Origin of the sequence: Nonomuraea sp. NPDC049158, from assembly GCF_040648335.1 — a bacterium.
In the GTDB taxonomy this organism is placed as follows: domain Bacteria; phylum Actinomycetota; class Actinomycetes; order Streptosporangiales; family Streptosporangiaceae; genus Nonomuraea.
On record NZ_JBEZDM010000001.1, the window covers coordinates 304,614 to 324,465 of the forward strand.

General features: G+C 73.8%; 3 protein-coding genes. All 3 read left to right on the top strand.

Translation table 11 applies throughout. From position 1 onward, the window contains the following. Positions 1 to 12: 12 nt before the first annotated feature. The 3 genes from AB0B61_RS01400 to AB0B61_RS01410 are packed head-to-tail and all read left to right on the top strand — an operon-like array spanning position 13 to position 19,843. The gene (locus AB0B61_RS01400; RefSeq protein ID WP_358426168.1) at positions 13 to 8,694 is read left to right on the top strand and encodes an SDR family NAD(P)-dependent oxidoreductase; all 8,682 of its coding nucleotides are present in this window, start codon (positions 13 to 15) and stop codon (positions 8,692 to 8,694) included. Beyond that, on the top strand, positions 8,684 to 14,305 hold the full coding sequence (locus tag AB0B61_RS01405; RefSeq protein WP_358426171.1) for a type I polyketide synthase: 5,622 nt from the start codon (positions 8,684 to 8,686) through the stop codon (positions 14,303 to 14,305). Before AB0B61_RS01400 ends, AB0B61_RS01405 begins: the two co-directional genes overlap by 11 nt. Positions 14,306 to 14,332: 27 nt before the next feature. Further along, the gene (locus AB0B61_RS01410) at positions 14,333 to 19,843 is read left to right on the top strand and encodes an SDR family NAD(P)-dependent oxidoreductase (RefSeq protein WP_358426174.1); all 5,511 of its coding nucleotides are present in this window, start codon (positions 14,333 to 14,335) and stop codon (positions 19,841 to 19,843) included. Positions 19,844 to 19,852 lie beyond the last annotated feature (9 nt).

The following is a 19,852-nucleotide window of genomic DNA, read 5'->3' on the forward strand; positions in this document are numbered from 1 at the left end:
GAGCCTGTCGCCGTGGTCGGCGTTTCCTGCCGGCTTCCTCAGGCCGCCGATCCTGGACGGTTCTGGCAACTGCTGCGCGATGGCGTGGACGCCGTGACGGCCGTGCCCGAGGGCCGGTGGCCGGCCGGGTCGGCCGGCGGCCGGTCTGACGGGTCGGCCGGGGCGTACCGGCGTGGTGGCTTCCTCTCGGACGTGGATCGCTTCGACGCCGCCTTCTTCGGGATCTCGCCGAACGAGGCCGCCGCGATGGACCCCCAGCAGCGCCTCGTACTGGAGCTGGCCTGGGAGGCGCTGGAGAGCGCGCGCGTGGTGCCGGCCCGGCTGAGCGGGAGCGGCGCCGGGGTGTTCCTGGGGGCGATCTCCAACGACTACGCGGCGCTGCAGGACCGAGTGGGGGCCGATGGCCTCGGGCGACACGCCTACACCGGGGCGAACCGGGCGATCATCGCCAACCGCGTCTCCTACTTCCTCGGCCTGCGGGGGCCCAGCCTGACCCTCGACGCCGGGCAGTCCTCGTCGCTGCTGGCCGTACAGATGGCCTGCGAGAGCCTGCGGCGCGGCGAGACCGGGCTGGCGCTCGCCGGCGGCGTGAACCTCAACCTGCTGGCCGAGACCACCGCCGCCATCGGCAACTTCGGCGCGCTGTCGCCTGACGGCCGCTGCTACGTCTTCGACGACCGGGCCAACGGCTACGTACGTGGCGAGGGCGGGGCGCTCGTCGTACTCAAGCCGCTGTCCGCCGCGCTCGCCGACGGCGACCCCATCCGGTGCGTGATCCTCGGCGGCGCCGTCAACAACGACGGCGGCGGCGACGGGCTCACCGTGCCGAGCGGGCGGGCGCAGGAGGAGGTCATCCGGCTGGCCTGCGAGCGCGCCGGCGTCGAGCCGGGCGACGTCCAGTACGTCGAACTGCACGGCACCGGCACGAAGGTCGGCGACCCGATCGAGGCCGCCGCCCTCGGCGCCGCCTACGGCCCCGACCACGCGGATGGCGCGTCGCCGCTGCTGGTCGGGTCGGTGAAGACCAACATCGGGCACCTCGAAGGCGCCGCCGGGATCGCGGGCCTGGTCAAGGTCGTACTGAGCCTGGAGCAGCGCGAGCTCCCGCCCAGCCTGAACTTCGAGACGCCCAACCCGGACATCCCGCTCGACGAGCTGGGGCTGGAGGTCGTACGCGACACCCGCCCGTGGCCACGCGCCGACCGGCCGCTCGTCGCGGGCGTCAGCTCGTTCGGCATGGGCGGCACGAACTGCCACCTGGTGCTCGGGGAGGCGCCGCGGAGCGAGTACGGGGTTCGGTCGGCGAACGAGGACACGCCTTGGGTGCTGTCGGCACGCTCAGCCCGAGCACTTGGCGCTCAGGCCGAACGGCTGCTCGCCCAGGTCGGCCCGCATGTCGCCCCCGATGCTGGCCCGCACACCAGTTCCCAGGCCAGCTCGTATGTCGGGCCCCATGCCGGTGCCGAGCCTGGGGCTGTGGCGCTGGCGTTGTTGCGGAGTCGGGCCGTGTTCGAGCACCGGGCGGTGCTTCTGGGCACTGACCGGCAGGCGGGGTTGGCGGCGTTGGCGGCCGGGCGGCTGGACGAGTCCGTGGTCACGGGGTCGGTGGTCACCGGGTCCGTGGTCGCCGGGTCCGTCTCTGGTGGTCGCCGGGTGTTCGTTTTTCCGGGGCAGGGGTCGCAGTGGCCGCAGATGGCTCGTGATCTGCTCGCCGGTTCGCCGGTGTTCGCGGCGCATGCCGAGGCGTGCGCGGGAGCGCTCGAACCTTTCGTCGACTACGCGCTGCTCGACGTGCTGCGCGGAACGCCGGGCGCGCCCGGTCTCGACCGGGTCGACGTGGTGCAACCCGCGCTGTGGGCCGTCATGGTGTCGCTCGCCGGCCTGTGGCGCTCGTACGGCGTCGCGCCCGAGATGGTGATCGGCCACTCCCAGGGCGAGATCGCGGCCGCCACTGTCGTCGGCGCGCTGTCCATGCCCGACGCGGCCAGGGTCGTGGCCCTGCGCAGCCGCGCCATCGCCGGGATCACCGGGCGCGGCGGGATGATGTCGATCGCCGCCCCCCTGGACGTGGTCGAGTCGGCGATCCGCTCGCTGGCAGGGGACGTGTCCATCGCCGCCTACAACGGGCCGAGGTCCGTGGTCGTCTCCGGGCGGCTTGAGGCGCTCGACGACCTGGGGCGACGGCTCACCGACGACGGGTACCGCACCAGGATCATCCCGGTCGACTACGCCTCACACTCGGCCGAGGTCGAGGAGATCCGCGACGAGGTGCTGGCGGCGCTGGCACCCGTACGGCCGGTGAGCGCGGGGACGCTGTTCGTCTCGACGCTCACCGGCGAGCCGATCGACACGGCCGAACTCGACGCCGCCTACTGGTACCGCAGCCTCCGGCAGCCGGTCAGGTTCGCGCAGGCGACCCGGCGGGCGCTCGACCACCAGGGCGGCCTGTTCGTGGAGTGCAGCCCGCATCCGGTGCTGGGGGCCGGGATCGAGGAGACGGCCGAGGAGGCGGACCGTGAGGCCGCGGTCATCGGCACGCTGCGGCGGGGTGAGGGCGGGCTGGCGAGGTTCCGGCGCTCGCTCGCCGAGGCGTACACGCGGGGGGCCGAGGTCGACTGGACCGGACCCGAGCCGGTGGCGGGGGCGGAGCTGGTGGAGCTGCCGACGTACGCGTTCCAACGCGAACGCCACTGGCCGTCGCTTCCCGCCGATGCCCGGCGCTCCGCAGCACAGACGCTCCCCGGAGACGCCCAGCGCCCAACGGGTCGGACGCTCCCCGGAGACGCCCGGCGCTCGACGGCGCAGACGGTCCCCGCAGGCGGCGGGGGCGCCACTGGGGTTGGTGGCGCCAGCGGCCACGGCCCCGCCGCAGCTGGCGGCGCCAACGGCCATGGCCCCGGTTCGGGTGGCGGGCTTTCGCGGCGTGAGGTGCGTGAGTTGGTGCTGACCCTCCTGGCCGGGCTGCTCGGGTACGAGGACACGGCCGGTGTGGAGCCGGGCAGGACGTTCAAGGACCTCGGGCTCGAATCGGCCACGGCGGAGGACCTCAGGCACCGGTTGCGGAGCGCGACCGGGCTCCGGCTGCCGACCAGCCTGCTGTTCGACCACCCGACCCCCGATCTGCTGATCGCCCACCTGCGGACCCTCCTCGACGACGGCGGATCCGCAGCGTCGGCCGCCGCCCACCAGAGCGACCTCGCCAATCTCATGCCTGCCGACGACCTCGACGCGATCGCCATCGTGGCCATGGGATGCCGGTACCCCGGTGGAGCCGACTCGCCCGAGGAGCTGTGGCGGCTCGTCAGCACCGGCACCGACGCGATCACCGAGTTCCCCGTCAACCGAGGCTGGGACCTGGACGCGCTGTTCGCGGCCGGCCCCGACCGGTCGGGCACCAGCGACACCAGGTACGGCGGGTTCCTGCACGACGCCGACCGGTTCGACGCCGCGTTCTTCGGCATCAGCCCGCGCGAGGCCACCGCCATGGACCCCCAGCAGCGGCTGCTGATGGAGGTCAGCTGGGAGGCCGTCGAGCGGGCCGGGCTCGACCCGGGCGGGCTGCGCGGCTCGGCCACCGGCGTGTTCGTGGGCGCCATGGCCTCCGACTACGGCCCCCGGCTGCACCAGGCCACCGGGACGGTCGACGGGCACCTGCTGACGGGCACCGCGCTCAGCGTCGCGTCCGGGCGGATCGCGTACGCGCTGGGCCTGCGCGGGCCCGCCATCACCGCCGACACGGCCTGCTCCTCGTCGCTGGTGGCGATCTTCCTGGCGATGCAGGCGCTGCGGCGTGGTGAGTGTTCGCTTGCGCTGGCCGGCGGTGCGACCGTGATGTCCAGCCCGGGGATCTTCGTCGAGTTCAGCCGCCAGTCGGGGCTGGCTCCCGACGGCAGGTGCAAGGCGTTCGCGGCGGGCGCGGACGGCACGGGCTGGGGCGAAGGTGCCGGGATGCTGCTGCTGGAGCGGTTGTCCGACGCGCGCCGCCTGGGGCACCCGGTGCTCGCCGTGATCCGGGGCGGCGCGGTGAACCAGGACGGCGCCAGCAACGGCCTCACCGCACCGAACGGCCAGGCCCAGCAGGAGGTGATCCGGCAGGCGCTGGCCGACGCCGGACTCGCCGCCGCCGAGGTGGACGCGGTGGAGGCGCACGGCACCGGCACCCGGCTCGGCGACCCGATCGAGGCCGAGTCGATCATCGCCGCGTACGGCGCGGACCGCGATCCCGGACGGCCCGTCTGGCTCGGCTCCCTCAAGTCGAACATCGGCCACACGCAGGCCGCGGCCGGAGTCGGTGGCGTCATCAAGATGGTGATGGCGATGCGGCACGGCAGCCTGCCACGCACGCTGCACGCCGACGAGCCCACCCCGCACGTGGACTGGAGCGGCGGCGCGGTACGGCTCCTGACCGAACCCGTCGAACTGCCCGACGACCGGCCGACCCGGGCCGCGGTCTCCAGCTTCGGCATCAGCGGCACGAACGCCCACCTGATCCTGGAGCAGGCCCCCGAGTCGATATACGCGAAACCCGAGCCGGCCGAGGCGCCGCTGGTGTGGGCGGTGTCCGCGAAGTCGGCGGGCGCGCTCGAAGCGCACGCCGCGCGTCTGCGCGACTACGCCACCAACGCCCCCCAAGACGACCTGCCCGCCGCCGGACACCTGCTGGCCCGCCGGGCCCGGTTCGCGCACCGCGCGGTGGTGGTGGCCGCGGACCGGGACGAACTGGTGGCGGGCCTGGCGGCGCTGGCCGCGGGTGAGTCGCACGCGGCGGTGAGCAGCGGTACGGCGCTGCCGGATGTTCGGCCGGTGTTCGTCTTCCCCGGTCAGGGTTCGCAGTGGACGGGCATGGCGGTCGATCTCCTGGAGTCGAGTGAGGTGTTCCGCGAGTGGATGAGCCGCTGCGACGCCGCGCTCGCCCCGTACACGGGCTGGTCGGTCGTGGCGGCCCTGCGCGCGGGCGAGCTGGTGGGCTCGGAGGTCATTCAGCCGGTGCTGTTCGCGGTGATGGTGTCGCTGGCGGAGGTCTGGCGGTCGCTCGGCGTGGACCCGGCGGCGGTGGTGGGTCACTCGCAGGGCGAGATCGCGGCGGCCTGTGTCGCGGGGGCGTTGACGCTCGACGACGCCGCGAAGGTGGTCGTGCTCCGCAGCCAGGCGCTCGTCAAGCTGAGCGGCACCGGCGGGATGCTCGCCGTCGCGCTCCCCGCCGAAGAAGTCCGGCTGGAGCCGTGGGCGGATCGCCTGTGGGTGGCCGTACGGAGCGGGCCGGCCAGCACGGTGGTGGCTGGGGAGCTGGACGCGCTGGACGAGTTCGCGGCGGCGTGCGGTGAGACGGTCCGGGTGCGGAAGATCGGCATCGACTACGCCTCGCACACCCCGCACGTCGAGGTGCTGCGCGACGAGCTGCTCGCCAGCCTGGCCGAGGTCGCGCCGCGGCCGACCGACGTGGCCTTCTGCTCGTCCATGGCCGCCGACTTCGTCGAACCGACCGGGCTGGACGCCGACTACTGGTTCCGCAGTCTTCGCAATCCCGTACGTTTCGAGCAGGCGATCGGGGCGTTCGCCGGAGACGGCACCCCGCTGTTCATCGAGGCCAGCCCGCATCCCGTGCTGACCGGCCACATCCAGGACACCCTGGCGGCCACGGGCGCCCCCGGCGGCGCCACCGGGACGCTCCGCCGCGATGACGGCGGCCGGCGGCGCCTGCTGCTGGCGGCGGCCCAGGCGTACGTGTCGGGCGCCGACGTGGACTGGGCGGCCGTCGATCCGGCCCCACGCCATCACGTGGACCTGCCGACCTACCCCTTCGAGCACACCCGGTACTGGATCAACGAGAGCCCACGGGCCGGTGGCCCACGGCACCCGATGCTCGACGCGGTCGTGCCCGTGGCGGGCGACGACGGGTACCTGCTCACCGGGCGGCTGTCGCGCGGCGCCCTGCCGTGGCTGGCCGACCACGCCGTGGACGGCGGCGTACTGCTGCCGGGCACCGCGTTCGTCGAGCTGGCCCTGGAGGCCGCCGCGACGGCCGGGTGCGACGAGATCGAGGACCTGACGCTGGAGGCGCCGCTGCCGCTGCCCGAGACGGGTGCGGTCCAGGTGCAGCTCGCGGTCGGCGGCGCCGACGCCGAGGGCCGCCGCGACCTCACCGTGTACGGCAGGACGGCGGACGACGACGAAGCCCGGTGGACCCGCCACGCCAGCGGCACCCTGACCGTCGCCCCAGATGGAGCCACAGCCGGAGCCGCAGCCACGGCCGCAGGCGCGGTCGGCGAGGGGCTTGCCGTCTGGCCGCCCGTGGACGGCGTCGAGATCGATCTGGACGACGCTTACGAGCGGCTCGCGGAGCGCGGCTACGAGTACGGTCCCGCCTTCCAGGGGCTGCGCGCGGCCTGGCGCGTGGACGGTGACGCGTACGTCGAGGTGGCGCTGCCGGAGCCGGTCCGCGGGGACGCGAGCCTGTTCACGCTCCACCCGGCGCTGCTGGACGCGGCGCTCCACCTGCTGGTGCTGGAGTCGGCCGAGGACGCCGGGGCGCTGCTGCTGCCGTTCGCGTGGAGTGGCGTGCGAGTGTCCGCGCTCGGCGCCGAGGTGTTGCGGGTACGGATCGCAGCTGGGGAAGGCGACCGGGTCTCGCTCGACATCCATGACGGCGCGGGCGACCGCATCGCCGGGGTGGACGCGCTGACGCTGCGCCCGGTGCCCAGGCACGGGGCCGTCACGCGCGGCCCGTCCGACGCCACCTCGTACACGCTCGACTGGATCGACCTCGCGGTGTCCGCGATGGACCCGGCCGAGCAGCGGTGGGCCGTGGTGGGCTACGACGCGTTCGCCGACGAGATCGGCGCGGCCGTGGACGCCCCGCGTTACTACGACCTCGCGTCCCTGACCGAGATGACCGTCGGGGAGATGCCGAGCACCGTCCTGGTGCCGTATCTGCCCGAGGCCGACGCCGATGACGTGCCCTACGGCGTGCGCGACGGCATCTACCAGGCGCTCGACCTGGTGCAGGGCTGGGTGGGCGATGAGCGGTTCGCCGGGTGCCGGATGGTGTTCGTGACCAAGGGCGTGTTCCGGCCCGGGGGAGCGGACGTCGCGGGCGTGGTGGCCGGGCCGGTGTGGGGGCTGGTGCGGTCGGCGCAGGCCGAGCATCCCGGGCGGTTCGTGCTGGTGGACGTCGACGCGGCCACCGTCGACTGGGGGCTGGTGGCGGCGGCGGTCGCGGCGGGCGAGTCACAGCTGGTCGCACGGGAGGGAAAGGTCCTCGTCCCGCGCCTGATCCGTCGTACGGCCGACGCCCCCGAGCTGTTCGACGCCGGTACGGGCACCGTCCTGGTGACGGGTGGCACCGGCAGTCTCGGTGCCCTGGTGGCGCACCGCCTGGTGGAGCGGCACGGCGCCAAGGATCTCCTGCTGGCCTCCCGCCGCGGCCCCGAGGCGAGTGGCGACCTGGTGGCCCGGCTGGAGGCGCTCGGCGCGCGGGTCACCGTGGCGGCGTGCGACGTGTCGGACCGCGATTCGCTCGACGGGCTCCTGTCAGGGGTCCCGGCCGAGCGGCCGCTGGTGGCCGTGGTGCACGCGGCGGGCGTACTCGACGACGCCACGGTGGAAGGGCTGTCGGCGCAGCGGCTCGACTCGGTGTTCGCTCCGAAGTCCGACGCCGCCTGGTACCTGCACGAGCTGGTCCCGGAGGTCCCGCTGGTGACGTTCTCCTCCGTGGCGGGCGTGATCGGCAACTCCGGCCAGGCGAACTACGCCGCCGCCAACGTGTTCCTCGACGTGCTCGCGGCACACCGGCGCGGCCTCGGCCTGCCCTCCGTGTCGGTGGCCTGGGGGCTGTGGGAGACCGCGGACAGCGGCATGACCGGAGCCCTGTCGGCGGCCGACACGGCCAGGCTGGCCCGGTCGGGCATCGCGCCGCTGACCGCCGAGCAGGGGCTGGAGCTCTTTGACAGCGCGATCACCGCCCCGGCCGAGCTGGTCGTCGCCGCCAGGTGGGACACCGCCGGGCTGCGCGCCAGGGCCGAGGCGGGCGAGCTGCCGCCTGTACTGCGCGGCCTGGTCCGTACGGCCCGCCGGACGGCCGCCGCCGCGAACGCCACGAGTGCCCCCACGCGGGCGGGAGCGGCCGGCATGGCCGAGCGCCTGGCGAAGATGGCGGAGGCCGAGGCCCGCGTCCACCTGGCGGACATGGTCCGCTCGCACGTCGCGGCCGTTCTGGCGCATGGCAGCGCGGTCAACGTGGACATGGACCGGGCCTTCAACGAGCTCGGCTTCGACTCGCTGACCGCGGTGGAGCTGCGCAACCGGCTGAACAGCGACACCGGGCTGCGGCTGCCCGCGACCCTGGTCTTCGACCACCCGACGGTCACGGCGCTGGCCGAGTACCTGTTCCGTACCCTCGCCCCCGCAGCGCCGTCGCCCGAGGACACGCTGCGCGGTGCGGTCGAGCGGGTCGAGTCGATGCTGACCGGCGCGCACGGCGACGCCGAGGCCATCCGCGGCAAGCTCGTCGCCATCGCGCAGAGCGCCGTCACCAGGTTCGGTGCCGGGCTGATGACCAGGTTCGGCGCCGGGTCCAACGGCGCCGCGGAGAAGATCGATTCCGCCTCGGACGAGGAGATCTTCGCGTTGATCGACGACCAAACAATGACGTCTCCTCTGAGGTCCTCTCTGGAAAGGCCCGACCATGGCGACTGAGGAACAGCTGCGCAATTACCTGAAGAGGGTGACCGTCGAGCTCACGGAGACTCGGCAGCGCCTCACCGGGGTGGAAGACCGTCGCCACGAGCCCATAGCGATCGTCGGGATGGGGTGCCGGTTCCCCGGCGGGGTGGCGGGACCCGAGGACCTGTGGGAGCTGGTGGCCTCCGGTGTGGACGCGATAGGTGACCTCCCCACCGACCGGGGCTGGGACGAGAACCTCTACGACCCCGACCCGGAGGCCCTCGGCAAGTCGTACACCCGGCACGGCGGCTTCCTGCCCGACGCCGGCGACTTCGACGCGCCCTTCTTCGGGATGAGCCCGCGCGGCGCGCTGGCCACCGACCCGCAGCACCGGTTGTTCCTGCAGACCTGCTGGGAGGCGTTCGAGCGGGCGGGGATCGACCCGGCCACGCTGCGTGGCAGCCAGACCGGCGTGTACGCGGGCAACATGTACAACGACTACTCGCTGCGCTACACCGGCGGTGCCGTGCCGGAGTCGGTCGAGGGCGTCCTGATGGTCTCCAGCGCCTCCAGCGTGCTGTCCGGGCGCGTCTCGTACACCTTCGGGCTGGAGGGCCCGGCGATCTCGGTCGACACGGCCTGCTCGTCGTCGCTGGTGGCGATGCACCTGGCGGTCCAGGCGCTGCGGCGCGGCGAGTGCGCGCTGGCCCTGGCGGGCGGCGTGACCGTGATGGCGACGGCGGACCCGTTCATCGAGTTCTCGCGGCAGCGGGCGCTGTCGCCGGACGGCCGGTGCAAGTCGTTCTCCTCCTCAGCGGACGGGGCCGCCTGGTCGGAGGGTGCCGGCGTACTGGTGCTGGAGCGGCTGTCGGACGCCCGTCGCAACGGCCGCCGGATCCTCGCGTTGATCCGCGGCTCGGCCGTCAACCAGGACGGCGCCAGCAACGGCCTCACCGCCCCGAACGGCCCCTCCCAGGAACGCGTCGTCCAGCAGGCGCTGGCCGACGCCCGGCTCGACACGCGGGACGTCGACGCCGTCGAGGCGCACGGCACCGGCACCCGGCTGGGCGACCCCATCGAGGCCCAGGCGCTGCTGGCCACCTACGGCCGCAACCGCGCGGCCGACCGCCCGCTCTGGCTCGGCTCGGTCAAGTCGAACATCGGCCACACCCAGGCCGCCGCCGGCGTCGCCGGGGTGATCAAGATGGTGATGGCGATGCGGCACGGCGTACTGCCGCCCACCCTGCACGTGGCCGAGCCGACCCCGCACGTCGACTGGTCGGCCGGCGGGGTGGAGCTGCTGACCGAGGCCAGGGAGTGGGCACGCGGGGAGCATCCGCGCCGGTTCGGCGTCTCGTCCTTCGGCATCAGCGGCACGAACGCGCACCTCGTCATCGAGGAGGCCGAGGAGAGCCCGTGTACGGACCAGAAGCCGCCCGTCGTCAAGGGTCCGCTCGCCTGGGTGATCAGCGCCCGCGGTGGCCGGTCGCTGCGCGCGCAGGCCGCCCGGCTGCACGAGCTCGTCACCTCGGCCGACGCCCCCGGAGCGGCGGATGTGGCTCGGTCGCTGGTCACCGGCAGGTCGTTGTTCGAGCACCGCGTCGTCGTGCTCGGTGAGGACCGGAACGCCCTGGCCGCCAGGCTCGGCGACTTCCTGGCCGGGCACTCGGTGGCCGAGGTGGTCGAGGGCGCCGCTCAGGAGAAGCCCAAGCTCGCCTACCTGTTCACCGGCCAGGGCGGGCAGCGGATCGGCATGGGCCGCGAGCTGGCCGCCGCGTCGCCGGTCTTCGCCGAAGCGCTCGCCGAGGTGTGGGCGGAGCTCGACGAGCACCTCGACCGGCCGCTGCGCGAGATCGTGTGGGCCGAGCCCGGCACGCCCGAGGCCGACCTGCTGAACGAGACCCGCTACACCCAGCCGGCGCTGTTCGCCTTCGAGGTGGCCGCGTTCCGGCTGCTCGCGGCCCTCGGTGTGACGCCCGACCACCTCGCCGGGCACTCGGTGGGCGAATACGCGGCCGCGTACGTCGCCGGGGTCTGGTCATCGGCCGACGCCGCCCGGCTCATCACCGCCCGCGCCCGCCTGATGCAGGAACTGGACACGCCGGGCGCGATGGTCGCGATCGAGGCGACCGCCGAGGAGGTGGCGCCGACGCTGGCCGGACAGGAACACCTGGTGTCCGTCGCCGCCGTCAACGGACCGGCCAGCGTCGTCGTCTCCGGCGCGGAGGAGCCGTGCCTGGCGGTCGCCGAGCACTGGCGCGAACTCGGCCGGCGGACCAGGCGGCTGGCGGTCAGTCACGCCTTCCACTCGCCGCTGATGGAGCCCATGCTGGCGGAGTTCACCACCGAGCTGGCGGGTGTGGAGTTCCACGAGCCCCGCATTCCGTACGCCCCCAACCTGCCTGACGGCTCCTGGGCCGAGCCCGGCTACTGGGTGGAGCAGATCCGCCGGGCCGTCATGTTCCACGCCACGATCGGGCGGCTCGAGGCCGACGGGGTGGACACGTACCTGGAGGTCGGCCCCGCTGCGGTGCTGTCCGGTATGGCGCACGAGTGCGTCACCGAGGCGGACACACCGATCCTCGCCCTGCACGGCAAGCGGCTCGCCGAGCCTGAGGCGCTGATCGGCTGCCTGGCGCGGGCGTGCGTGGCGGGGGTAGCGGTCGGCTGGTCCGCGCTGTTCGGTGGTGGGGAGCAGGTGGACCTGCCGACGTACGCGTTCGAGGGGGAGCGGTATTGGCTCGCCCCGCCGGCGCGTGCCGCCGACCTCTCGTCGGCCGGGCTGCGCCAGGTCGGCCACCCGCTGCTGGGGGCGGCGGTCGACGTGGCCGACGACGGGGCGATGGTGCTCACCGGGCGGCTGTCGCTGGCCGACGCGCCCTGGCTGGCCGATCACGTGATGCTGGGGGCGGCCGTGCTGCCCGGCGCCGCGCTCGTGGACCTGGTGTTGGAGGCGGGTGGCCAGCTCGGGTGTGATCTGGTCGAGGAGCTGATGTTCGAGGCGCCGCTTGTGCTGCCTGAGCGGGGTGGCGTGGCGGTACAGGTGGTCGTGGGGCGGCCCGAGGGCGGCTCCCAGAGCGGCGGCTCGCGGCCGGTGGGGATTTATTCGCGTCCGGCGGGTGAGCCGGAGGCCGCGTGGACTCGCCACGCGTCGGGCGTGCTCGGCGCGGACACGGCCCCTGGCGGGGGTGTGCTCGCCTGGGCGACGTCCTGGCCGCCTGCGGGCGCCTCGCCGGTCGCCGTCGAGGGCGCCTACGAGCGGCTGGCCGAGGCGGGCTACGACTACGGGCCCGCCTTCCAGGGTGTACGGGCGGTGTGGCGCCAGGGTGAGGAGCTGTTCGCCGAGGTCGTGCTGGCCGATGACGTGGACGTGGCCGGGTTCGGCCTGCATCCCGCGCTCTTCGACGCGATGTTCCACCCGATGCTGATCGCCGACCCGAGTGACGAACTGCGGCTGCCGTTCGAGTTCCGCGGCGTGCGGCTGCCCGCCGCCGGGGCCAGGGCGCTCCGGCTGCGCCTGTCGCGGCCCGGCCCGGCCATCGAGGCCGCCGACGCCGGAGGCCGTCCGGTGTCCCGGTCCGGCCCGGCTATCGAGGCCGCCGACGCAGCGGGCCGGCCGGTCTTCTCGATGGAGTCACTGCGAGTCCGTACGGTCCCGGCGGCGGCGCTGTCCGGTACGACCGGCGGCCGTACGGACCCCGTGCCGCACGGCGTCGACTGGACCGAGGTCACGGTCGAGCCGGTTAACGACGGCGCCCGGTGGGTTTCCGCCGGAGAGCCGGTGCCGGGGCTGGACGCGTACCCGGATCTCGGCGGGTTCGGTGCCCGGGAGGACGGGTTCGGTGCCGGGGAAGACAGGGCCGTTGCCCGGGAGGACGGGTTCGATGCCGGGCTCGCCCAGCTTGGCGGGGAGCCGGTGCCGGACGTCGTGGTCGTCGCCCTCACGGCGGCTCCGGGAGCGCCGGTGCCCGTCGCGGTGCGTGAGCTGACCGGTCGGGTGCTCGGGCTGGTGCGGCGGTGGGTGACCGAGGAGCGGTTCGCCGGTAGCAGGCTGGTGTTCGCGACCCATGGCGTCTTCGACCCCGCCGGTGGTGGGGCCGGGAGCGTGGTGGCCGCGGCGGCGTGGGGTCTGGTGCGGTCGGCGCAGGCCGAGCATCCGGACCGGTTCGTGCTGGCAGACGTGGAGGTGGGCTTCTCCGCCTGGAAGCTGGTGGCCGCCGCCGTCGCGGCGGGTGAGTCGCAGCTGGCCGTACGCGAGGGGAAGGTGCTCGTCCCGCGCCTGGCACGCAGGGAGATCGGCTCCGCTGCCCCGGACACGGGCCTTTCCCAGGGGACCGTGCTGGTCACCGGGGGGACGGGCGGTCTCGGTGCGCTGGTGGCGCGGCGGTTGGTGGAGCGGCACGGAGTGCGGGACCTGCTGCTGGTGTCGCGGCGCGGCCCCGAGGCGCCAGGGGCAGGCGAGTTGGTGTCGAGCCTGGAGGGCCTCGGGGCGCGGGTCGCGGTGGCTGCCTGTGACGTGTCCGACCGCGACGCTCTGGCCGTACTGCTGGCCTCGATCCCCGAGGACCGCCCGCTGACCGGCGTCGTACACACCGCGGGCGTGCTGGACGACGCGACGGTCGAGGGGCTGTCGGAGCGGAAGCTGGAGACGGTGTTCGCCCCGAAGGCGGACGCGGCGTGGCACCTGCACGAGCTGACCAGGGACGTCCCGCTGACCTCGTTCGTGCTGTTCTCGTCGCTGGCGGGCGTGCTGGGCAATGCCGGGCAGGCCAACTACGCGTCGGCGAACGTGTTCCTGGACGCCCTGGCGGCGCACCGGCGCGGGCTCGGCCTGCCCGCCGTGTCCGTGGCCTGGGGGCTGTGGGACACCGGCTCGGGCATGGGCGGCACGCTCTCGGCGGCCGACACGGCCAGGCTGGCCCGCTCCGGCATCGCGCCGCTGAGTGTCGAGCAGGGGCTGGAGCTGTTCGACGGCGCGCTCGACGCGTCCGAGCCGCTGGTCGTCGCGACCAGGTGGGAGGCAGCCGGGCTCCGGGCCAGGGCCGAGGCGGGTGACCTGCCGTCGATGCTGCGCGGTCTGGTCCGCGCGCCACGCCGGACGGCCGGTGCCGCGTCGGGCGGTACGGGCGGAGCGGGCGCGCTCGCGGAGCGGCTGGCCGACCTGACCGAGGCCAATGCCCGGCGGCAGGTCGCCGACCTGGTACGCGGGCACGTGGCCGCCGTCCTGGCGCACGGCAGCGCGGACGCCGTCGACGTGGACCGGGCCTTCAACGAGCTGGGCTTCGACTCGCTGACCGCCGTCGAGCTGCGCAACCGGCTCAACGCCGACACCGGGCTGCGGCTGCCCGCGACCCTGGTCTTCGACCACCCCACGGTCACCTCGCTGGCCGAACACCTCTACAAGACCCTCGCTCCCGCCGCCCCGTCGCCCGAGGACACACTGCGCGGCGCGCTCGAACGGGTGGAGACCATGCTCACCAGCGCCAACGGCGACGCCGAGGCCATCCGCGGCAAGCTCGTCACCATCCTGCAGAGCGCCCTGACCAGGCTCGGCGCCGGTCCGAACGACGGGGACGGCGTGGTGGAGAAGATCGACTCCGCCTCCGACGAAGAGATCTTCGCACTGATCGACAACGCACTCTAGATCACCGGTACCTGCGAAAGGCGACAGATGTCGACCGAGGACAAGCTGCGCGACTACCTCAAGCGCGTGACCGTCGAACTGACCCAGACACGCCGCCGCCTCGCCGAGATCGAAGACCGTCGCCACGAGCCCATCGCGATCATCGGGATGGCCTGCCGCTACCCCGGCGGTGTGGCCGGTCCCGAGGATCTGTGGGAGGTGGTGTCCTCGGGCGTGGACGCGATCGGTGAGTTCCCCGCCGATCGCGGCTGGGACCTCGACGCCCTGTACGACCCGGCCCCTGACGCGTTCGGCAAGTCGTACACGCGGCACGGCGGCTTCTTGTACGACGCCGGCGACTTCGACGCGCCCTTCTTCGGGATGAGCCCGCGCGGCGCGCTGGCCACCGACCCGCAGCACCGGTTGTTCCTGGAGGTGAGCTGGGAGGCGTTCGAGCGGGCCGGCCTCGACCCGGACGCGCTGCGCGGCAGCAGGACCGGGGTCTACGCGGGGACCATGTACGAGTACTACGCCGACCGCTACCTCGGGGCCATCCCCGAGTCCGTCGAGGGCACGCTGCTCACCTCCAGCACGCCGAGTGTCCTGTCGGGCCGGGTGGCGTACACCTTCGGGCTGGAGGGCCCGGCCGTCACCCTGGACACCGCGTGCTCGTCGTCGCTGGTCACCGTGCACCTGGCGGTCCAGGCGCTGCGGCGCGGCGAATGCGCGCTGGCGCTGGCCGGCGGCGTGACGGTGATGGCGGCGCCGGACCCGTTCGTGGAGTTCTCGCGGCAGCAGGCTCTGTCGCCCGACGGCCGGTGCAAGGCGTTCTCGGCCGCCGCCGACGGCGCCGCGTGGGCCGAGGGCGCGGGTGTGATCCTGCTGGAACGACTGTCGGACGCGCAGCGCGACGGCCGCCGGATCCTCGCGGTGATCCGCGGCTCGGCTGTCAACCAGGACGGGGCCAGCAACGGCATGACGGCGCCGAGTGGTCCGGCGCAGCGGGAGGTGTACCGGCAGGCGCTGGCCGACGCCCGGCTCGAACCCCGCGAGGTGGACGCCGTGGAGGCCCACGGCACCGGCACCCGGCTCGGCGACCCGATCGAGGCCGAGTCGATCATCGCCGCCTACGGGCAGGACCGGCCGGCGGACCGCCCGCTGCGGCTCGGCTCGGTGAAGTCGAACATCGGCCACACCCAGGCCGCCGCCGGCGTCGCCGGAGTGATCAAGATGGTGAAGGCGCTGGAACACCGGACCCTGCCGGCCACCCTGCACGTGGACGAGCCGACGCCGCACGCGGACTGGTCGGCCGGGGCCGTGGAACTGTTGACGGAAGCTGTGGCCTGGCCGGTCTCGGACCGGCCGATGCGGGCCGCGGTCTCGGGGTTCGGCATCAGCGGGACCAACGCTCATGTGATCTTGGAACAGGCGCCGGAGGTGGTGCCCGAACCTGTGCCGGTGGATGGCCCGCTGGTGTGGGCATTGTCCGCCAAAACGGAAATGTCGCTACATGCGCAGGCGGAACGTTTGCGGACATACGCGGCCACCGCGGCAGATGAGGATCTGGCCGTCGCGGGAGCCGTACTCGCTCGGCGGGCGCGGTTCGCGCACCGCGCGGTGGTGGTGGCCGCGGACCGGGATGAGCTGGTGGCGGGCTTGGCGGCGCTGGCCGCGGGTGAGTCGCACGCGGCGGTGAGCAGCGGTACGGCGCTGCCGGATGTTCGGCCGGTGTTCGTCTTCCCGGGTCAGGGTTCGCAGTGGACGGGCATGGCGGTGGATCTCCTGGAGTCGAGTGAGGTGTTCCGCGAGTGGATGAGCCGCTGCGATGCCGCGCTCGCCCCGTACGCGGGCTGGTCTGTCGTGGAGGCCCTGCGCGCGGGCGAGCTGGTGGGTTCGGAGGTCATTCAGCCGGCGTTGTTCGCGGTGATGGTGTCGCTGGCGGAGGTGTGGCGGTCGCTGGGTGTGGATCCGGCGGCGGTGGTGGGTCATTCGCAGGGGGAGATCGCGGCGGCCTGTGTCGCCGGGGCGCTGACGCTCGACGACGCGGCCAGGATCGTGGCGCTGCGCAGCCAGGCCGTGGTGCGCGGGCCGGCCGCCACGGGCGGGATGCTCGCCGTGGCGCTGCCCGCCGAAGAGGTCCGGCTGGAGCCGTGGGCCGACCGCCTGTGGATAGCCGTGCACAGCGGGCCCGCGGGCACGGTCGTGGCAGGAGACGTGGACGCGCTCGACGAGTTCGCAGTGGCGTGGGGCGAGACGGTCCGGGTACGCAGGATCGCCGTCGACTACGCCTCGCACACCCCGCACGTGGAAGTGCTGCGCGAGGAGTTGCTCGCCACGCTGGCCGGCATCGCGCCGCAGGCGACGGACGTGGCCTTCTGCTCGTCCATGGCCGGCACCTTCATCGAGCCGACCGGGCTGGACGCCGCCTACTGGTACGACAATCTGCGCAACCCCGTCCTCTTCCGCGAGTCCATCGGGGCGTTCGCGTCGTTCGGGACGCCGCTGTTCGTCGAGGTCGGCCCGCATCCCGTGCTCGGTGGCGACATCGAGGACATCTGCCATGAAGCGGACATGACCGCCGGGGTCTGCGGGTCGCTGCGCCGGGGTGCCGGTGACTGGCGCCGGTTCCTGGCCGCGCTGGCCCAGGCGTGGGTACTCGGAGCCGAGGTCGACTGGCAGGTGGCGCTGGCCGATGTGCCGTACCGGCAGGTGGATGTGCCCACCTATGCCTTCGATCGGCGTACGTACTGGCTCAAGACCGCCGAGCGGCGCGCGCAGCAGGCGGGCGGCGCGGGGATCGGCGGCTCGCGGCATCCGCTGCTGACTGCTGTCGTCCCGGTGGCCGACGACGGGTTCCTGCTCACCGGGCGGCTGTCGTCGGCCGCGCTGCCGTGGCTCGCCGACCACTCCGTCTCCGGGAGCGTGCTGCTGCCCGGGGCCGCGTTCGTCGAGCTGGCTCTGGAGGCAGGCGCGGTCGCGGGCTGCGACCTGCTGGAGGAGCTCACGCTGGAGGCGCCGCTGGTCCTGCCCGCCACGGGTGAGGTCGGGCTGCAGATCACGGTGAGCCCGTCCGACGCCGCCGGGCGGCGTGCGCTGACCGTCTTCTCCGCCTCGCCGGACTCCGAGTGGGTCCGTCATGCGTCGGGCACGCTCCTCGAAACGGCTCCTGAGACGGGGGAGCGTGGCTGGGCCACTGCCTGGCCGCCCGCGGGAGGGTCGCCGGTGAACATCGACGGCGGTTACGAGCGGCTGGCGGACTCCGGTTACGAGTACGGCCCGGCGTTCCAGGGCGTGCGGACGGTGTGGCGGCGGGACGAGGAGCTGTTCGCGGAGGTCGTGGCGCCCGACGGAGTGGAGCTCGACGGGTACGGGATGCACCCGGCCGTGCTCGACGCGGCGTTCCACCCGCTGCTGCTCGCGGGCTCCGGGGAACTGCGGCTGCCGTTCGTGTTCCGGGGAGTGCGGCTGGGTGTGCCGGGGGGCTCTTCGGTGCTGCGGGTACGGCTGGCGTGGGCGGGCGACGACGCCGTGGTGGAGGTGGCCGACGTCTCGGGCCGGGCGGTGCTGTCGATCGAGTCGCTGCGGGCCAGGGCGGTACCGGTTGAGCCGTCGGTGGGCGCGGTCCCACAGGGGCTCGACTGGGTGAAGGTGCCCGTGGAACTTGGCGGCTCTTCACCGGAGGACGGTGGCTCGCGCTGGGTCTGGCTGGATGAGGACGACCTCTCGGCGGCATCAGACGGATCAGGCAGGTTGGGCGAGCTGGCGGCTTCGGAGGCGGGCTTCGCGGACTTCGTCGCGGTCCGGTGCGAGGCCGTTTCCACGAGCGTGACCGCCGGGGCACGGGAGTTGTTCGGCCGGGTGCTGAACTTGCTGCGGAGCTGGCCGGCCGATGCGCGGGCCCGGCTCGTATTCGTCACCCAGGGCGTACTCGCCACGGACCGTGTCGACGCCGCGGCCGTGGCCGCCGGGGTGGTCTGGGGCCTCGTCCGGTCGGCGCAGGCCGAGCAGCCAGGGCGGTTCGCGCTGGTGGACGCGGAAGAGGGCGTCACGGACTGGGACCTGGTGGCGGCGGCGATCGACGCCGGTGAGCCGCAGCTGGCGATACGCGACGGAGCGCCGCTGGCGCCCCGCCTGACCCGCCGCCCGGCCGCATCGTCCGCCCATGGCGCGGACACGACCCACCGCGCGGACACGATCCACGGCGCGGGCGTGGCCTCTCCTCAAGGCGCGACCACGGCTTCTCCCCAGGGTACGGGCACAACGCTGGTGACCGGCGGGACCGGTGGGCTGGGCGCTCTGGTGGCGCGGCGGCTGGTGGAGCGGCATGGCGTACGGGATCTGCTGCTGGTCTCGCGGCGCGGCCCCGAGGCGCCGGGGGCAGGCGAGTTGGTGTCGAGCCTGGAGGACCTCGGGGCGCGGGTCACGGTGACCGCCTGCGACGTGTCCGACTGCGACGCTCTGGCCGTACTGCTGGCCTCGATCCCCGGGGACCGGCCACTCACCGGCGTGGTGCACACCGCCGGAGTCCTGGACGACGCCACCCTGGACGGGCTGTCGGAGCGGAAGCTGGAGGCGGTGTTCGCGCCGAAAGCGGACGCGGCGTGGCACCTGCACGAGCTGACCCGCGGCCTGCCGCTCACCTCGTTCGTGGTGTTCTCGTCACTGGCGGGCGTGCTGGGCAACGCCGGGCAGGGCAACTACGCCGCCGCGAACGCCTTCCTCGACGTGCTGGCCACGCACCGGCGTGGGCTCGGCCTGCCCGCGGCGTCCGTGGCCTGGGGACTGTGGGACACCGGCTCCGGCATGACCGGCGCGCTGACGGTGGCCGACACCGCCCGCCTGGCCCGCGCGGGCGTCGCGCCGCTGAGTGTGGCGCAGGGGCTGGAGCTGTTCGACGCGGCGCTCGGCGGTGACGAGGCCTTCGTCGTCGCCTCCGGCTGGGACGGTCCCGGGCTGCGGGCGAGGGCTGAGGCGGGTGACCTGCCGCCCCTGCTGCGGGGACTGGTCCGGGCGCCGCGCCGTACCGGATCCGGGCAGCACGCGGGCAACGCCGGGCTGGCGACCCGGTTGCCCAGCCTGTCCGACACCGACGCCCGCAAGCTGATCACCGACGTCATCCGCGCGCACGTCGCCGCCGTACTCGCGCACGACAGCGTGGACGCGGTCGACGTCGGCAGCGCGTTCAACACGCTCGGCTTCGACTCGCTGACCGCCGTCGAGCTGCGCAACCGGCTCAACGCCGACACCGGGCTGCGGCTGCCCGCGACCCTGGTCTTCGACCACCCGACTGTCACCACGCTGGCCGACTACCTGTTCAGGAAGCTCGCGCCGGCGGCCCCCTCGGCGGAGGACACGCTGCGCGGCGCGCTGGAACGCGTCGACTCGATACTCGCCCGCGCCAACGGCGACGCCGAGCGCATCCGCGGCAAGCTCATCCCGATTCTGCAGAGTGCCCTGACCAGGCTCGGAGTCGATCCCGACGGCATGAACGGCGCGGCGGAGAAGATCGACTCCGCGACCGATGAAGAGATCTTCGCGCTCATCGACAACGAATTCTGACCATGACTC

What these genes read in the sequence shown, in the direction of transcription:
- AB0B61_RS01405 (WP_358426171.1), top strand. Translation starts at nt 8,684, where the DNA reads ATGGCGACTGAGGAACAGCTGCGCAATTACCTGAAGAGGGTGACCGTC.
- AB0B61_RS01410 (WP_358426174.1), top strand. Translation starts at nt 14,333, where the DNA reads ATGTCGACCGAGGACAAGCTGCGCGACTACCTCAAGCGCGTGACCGTC.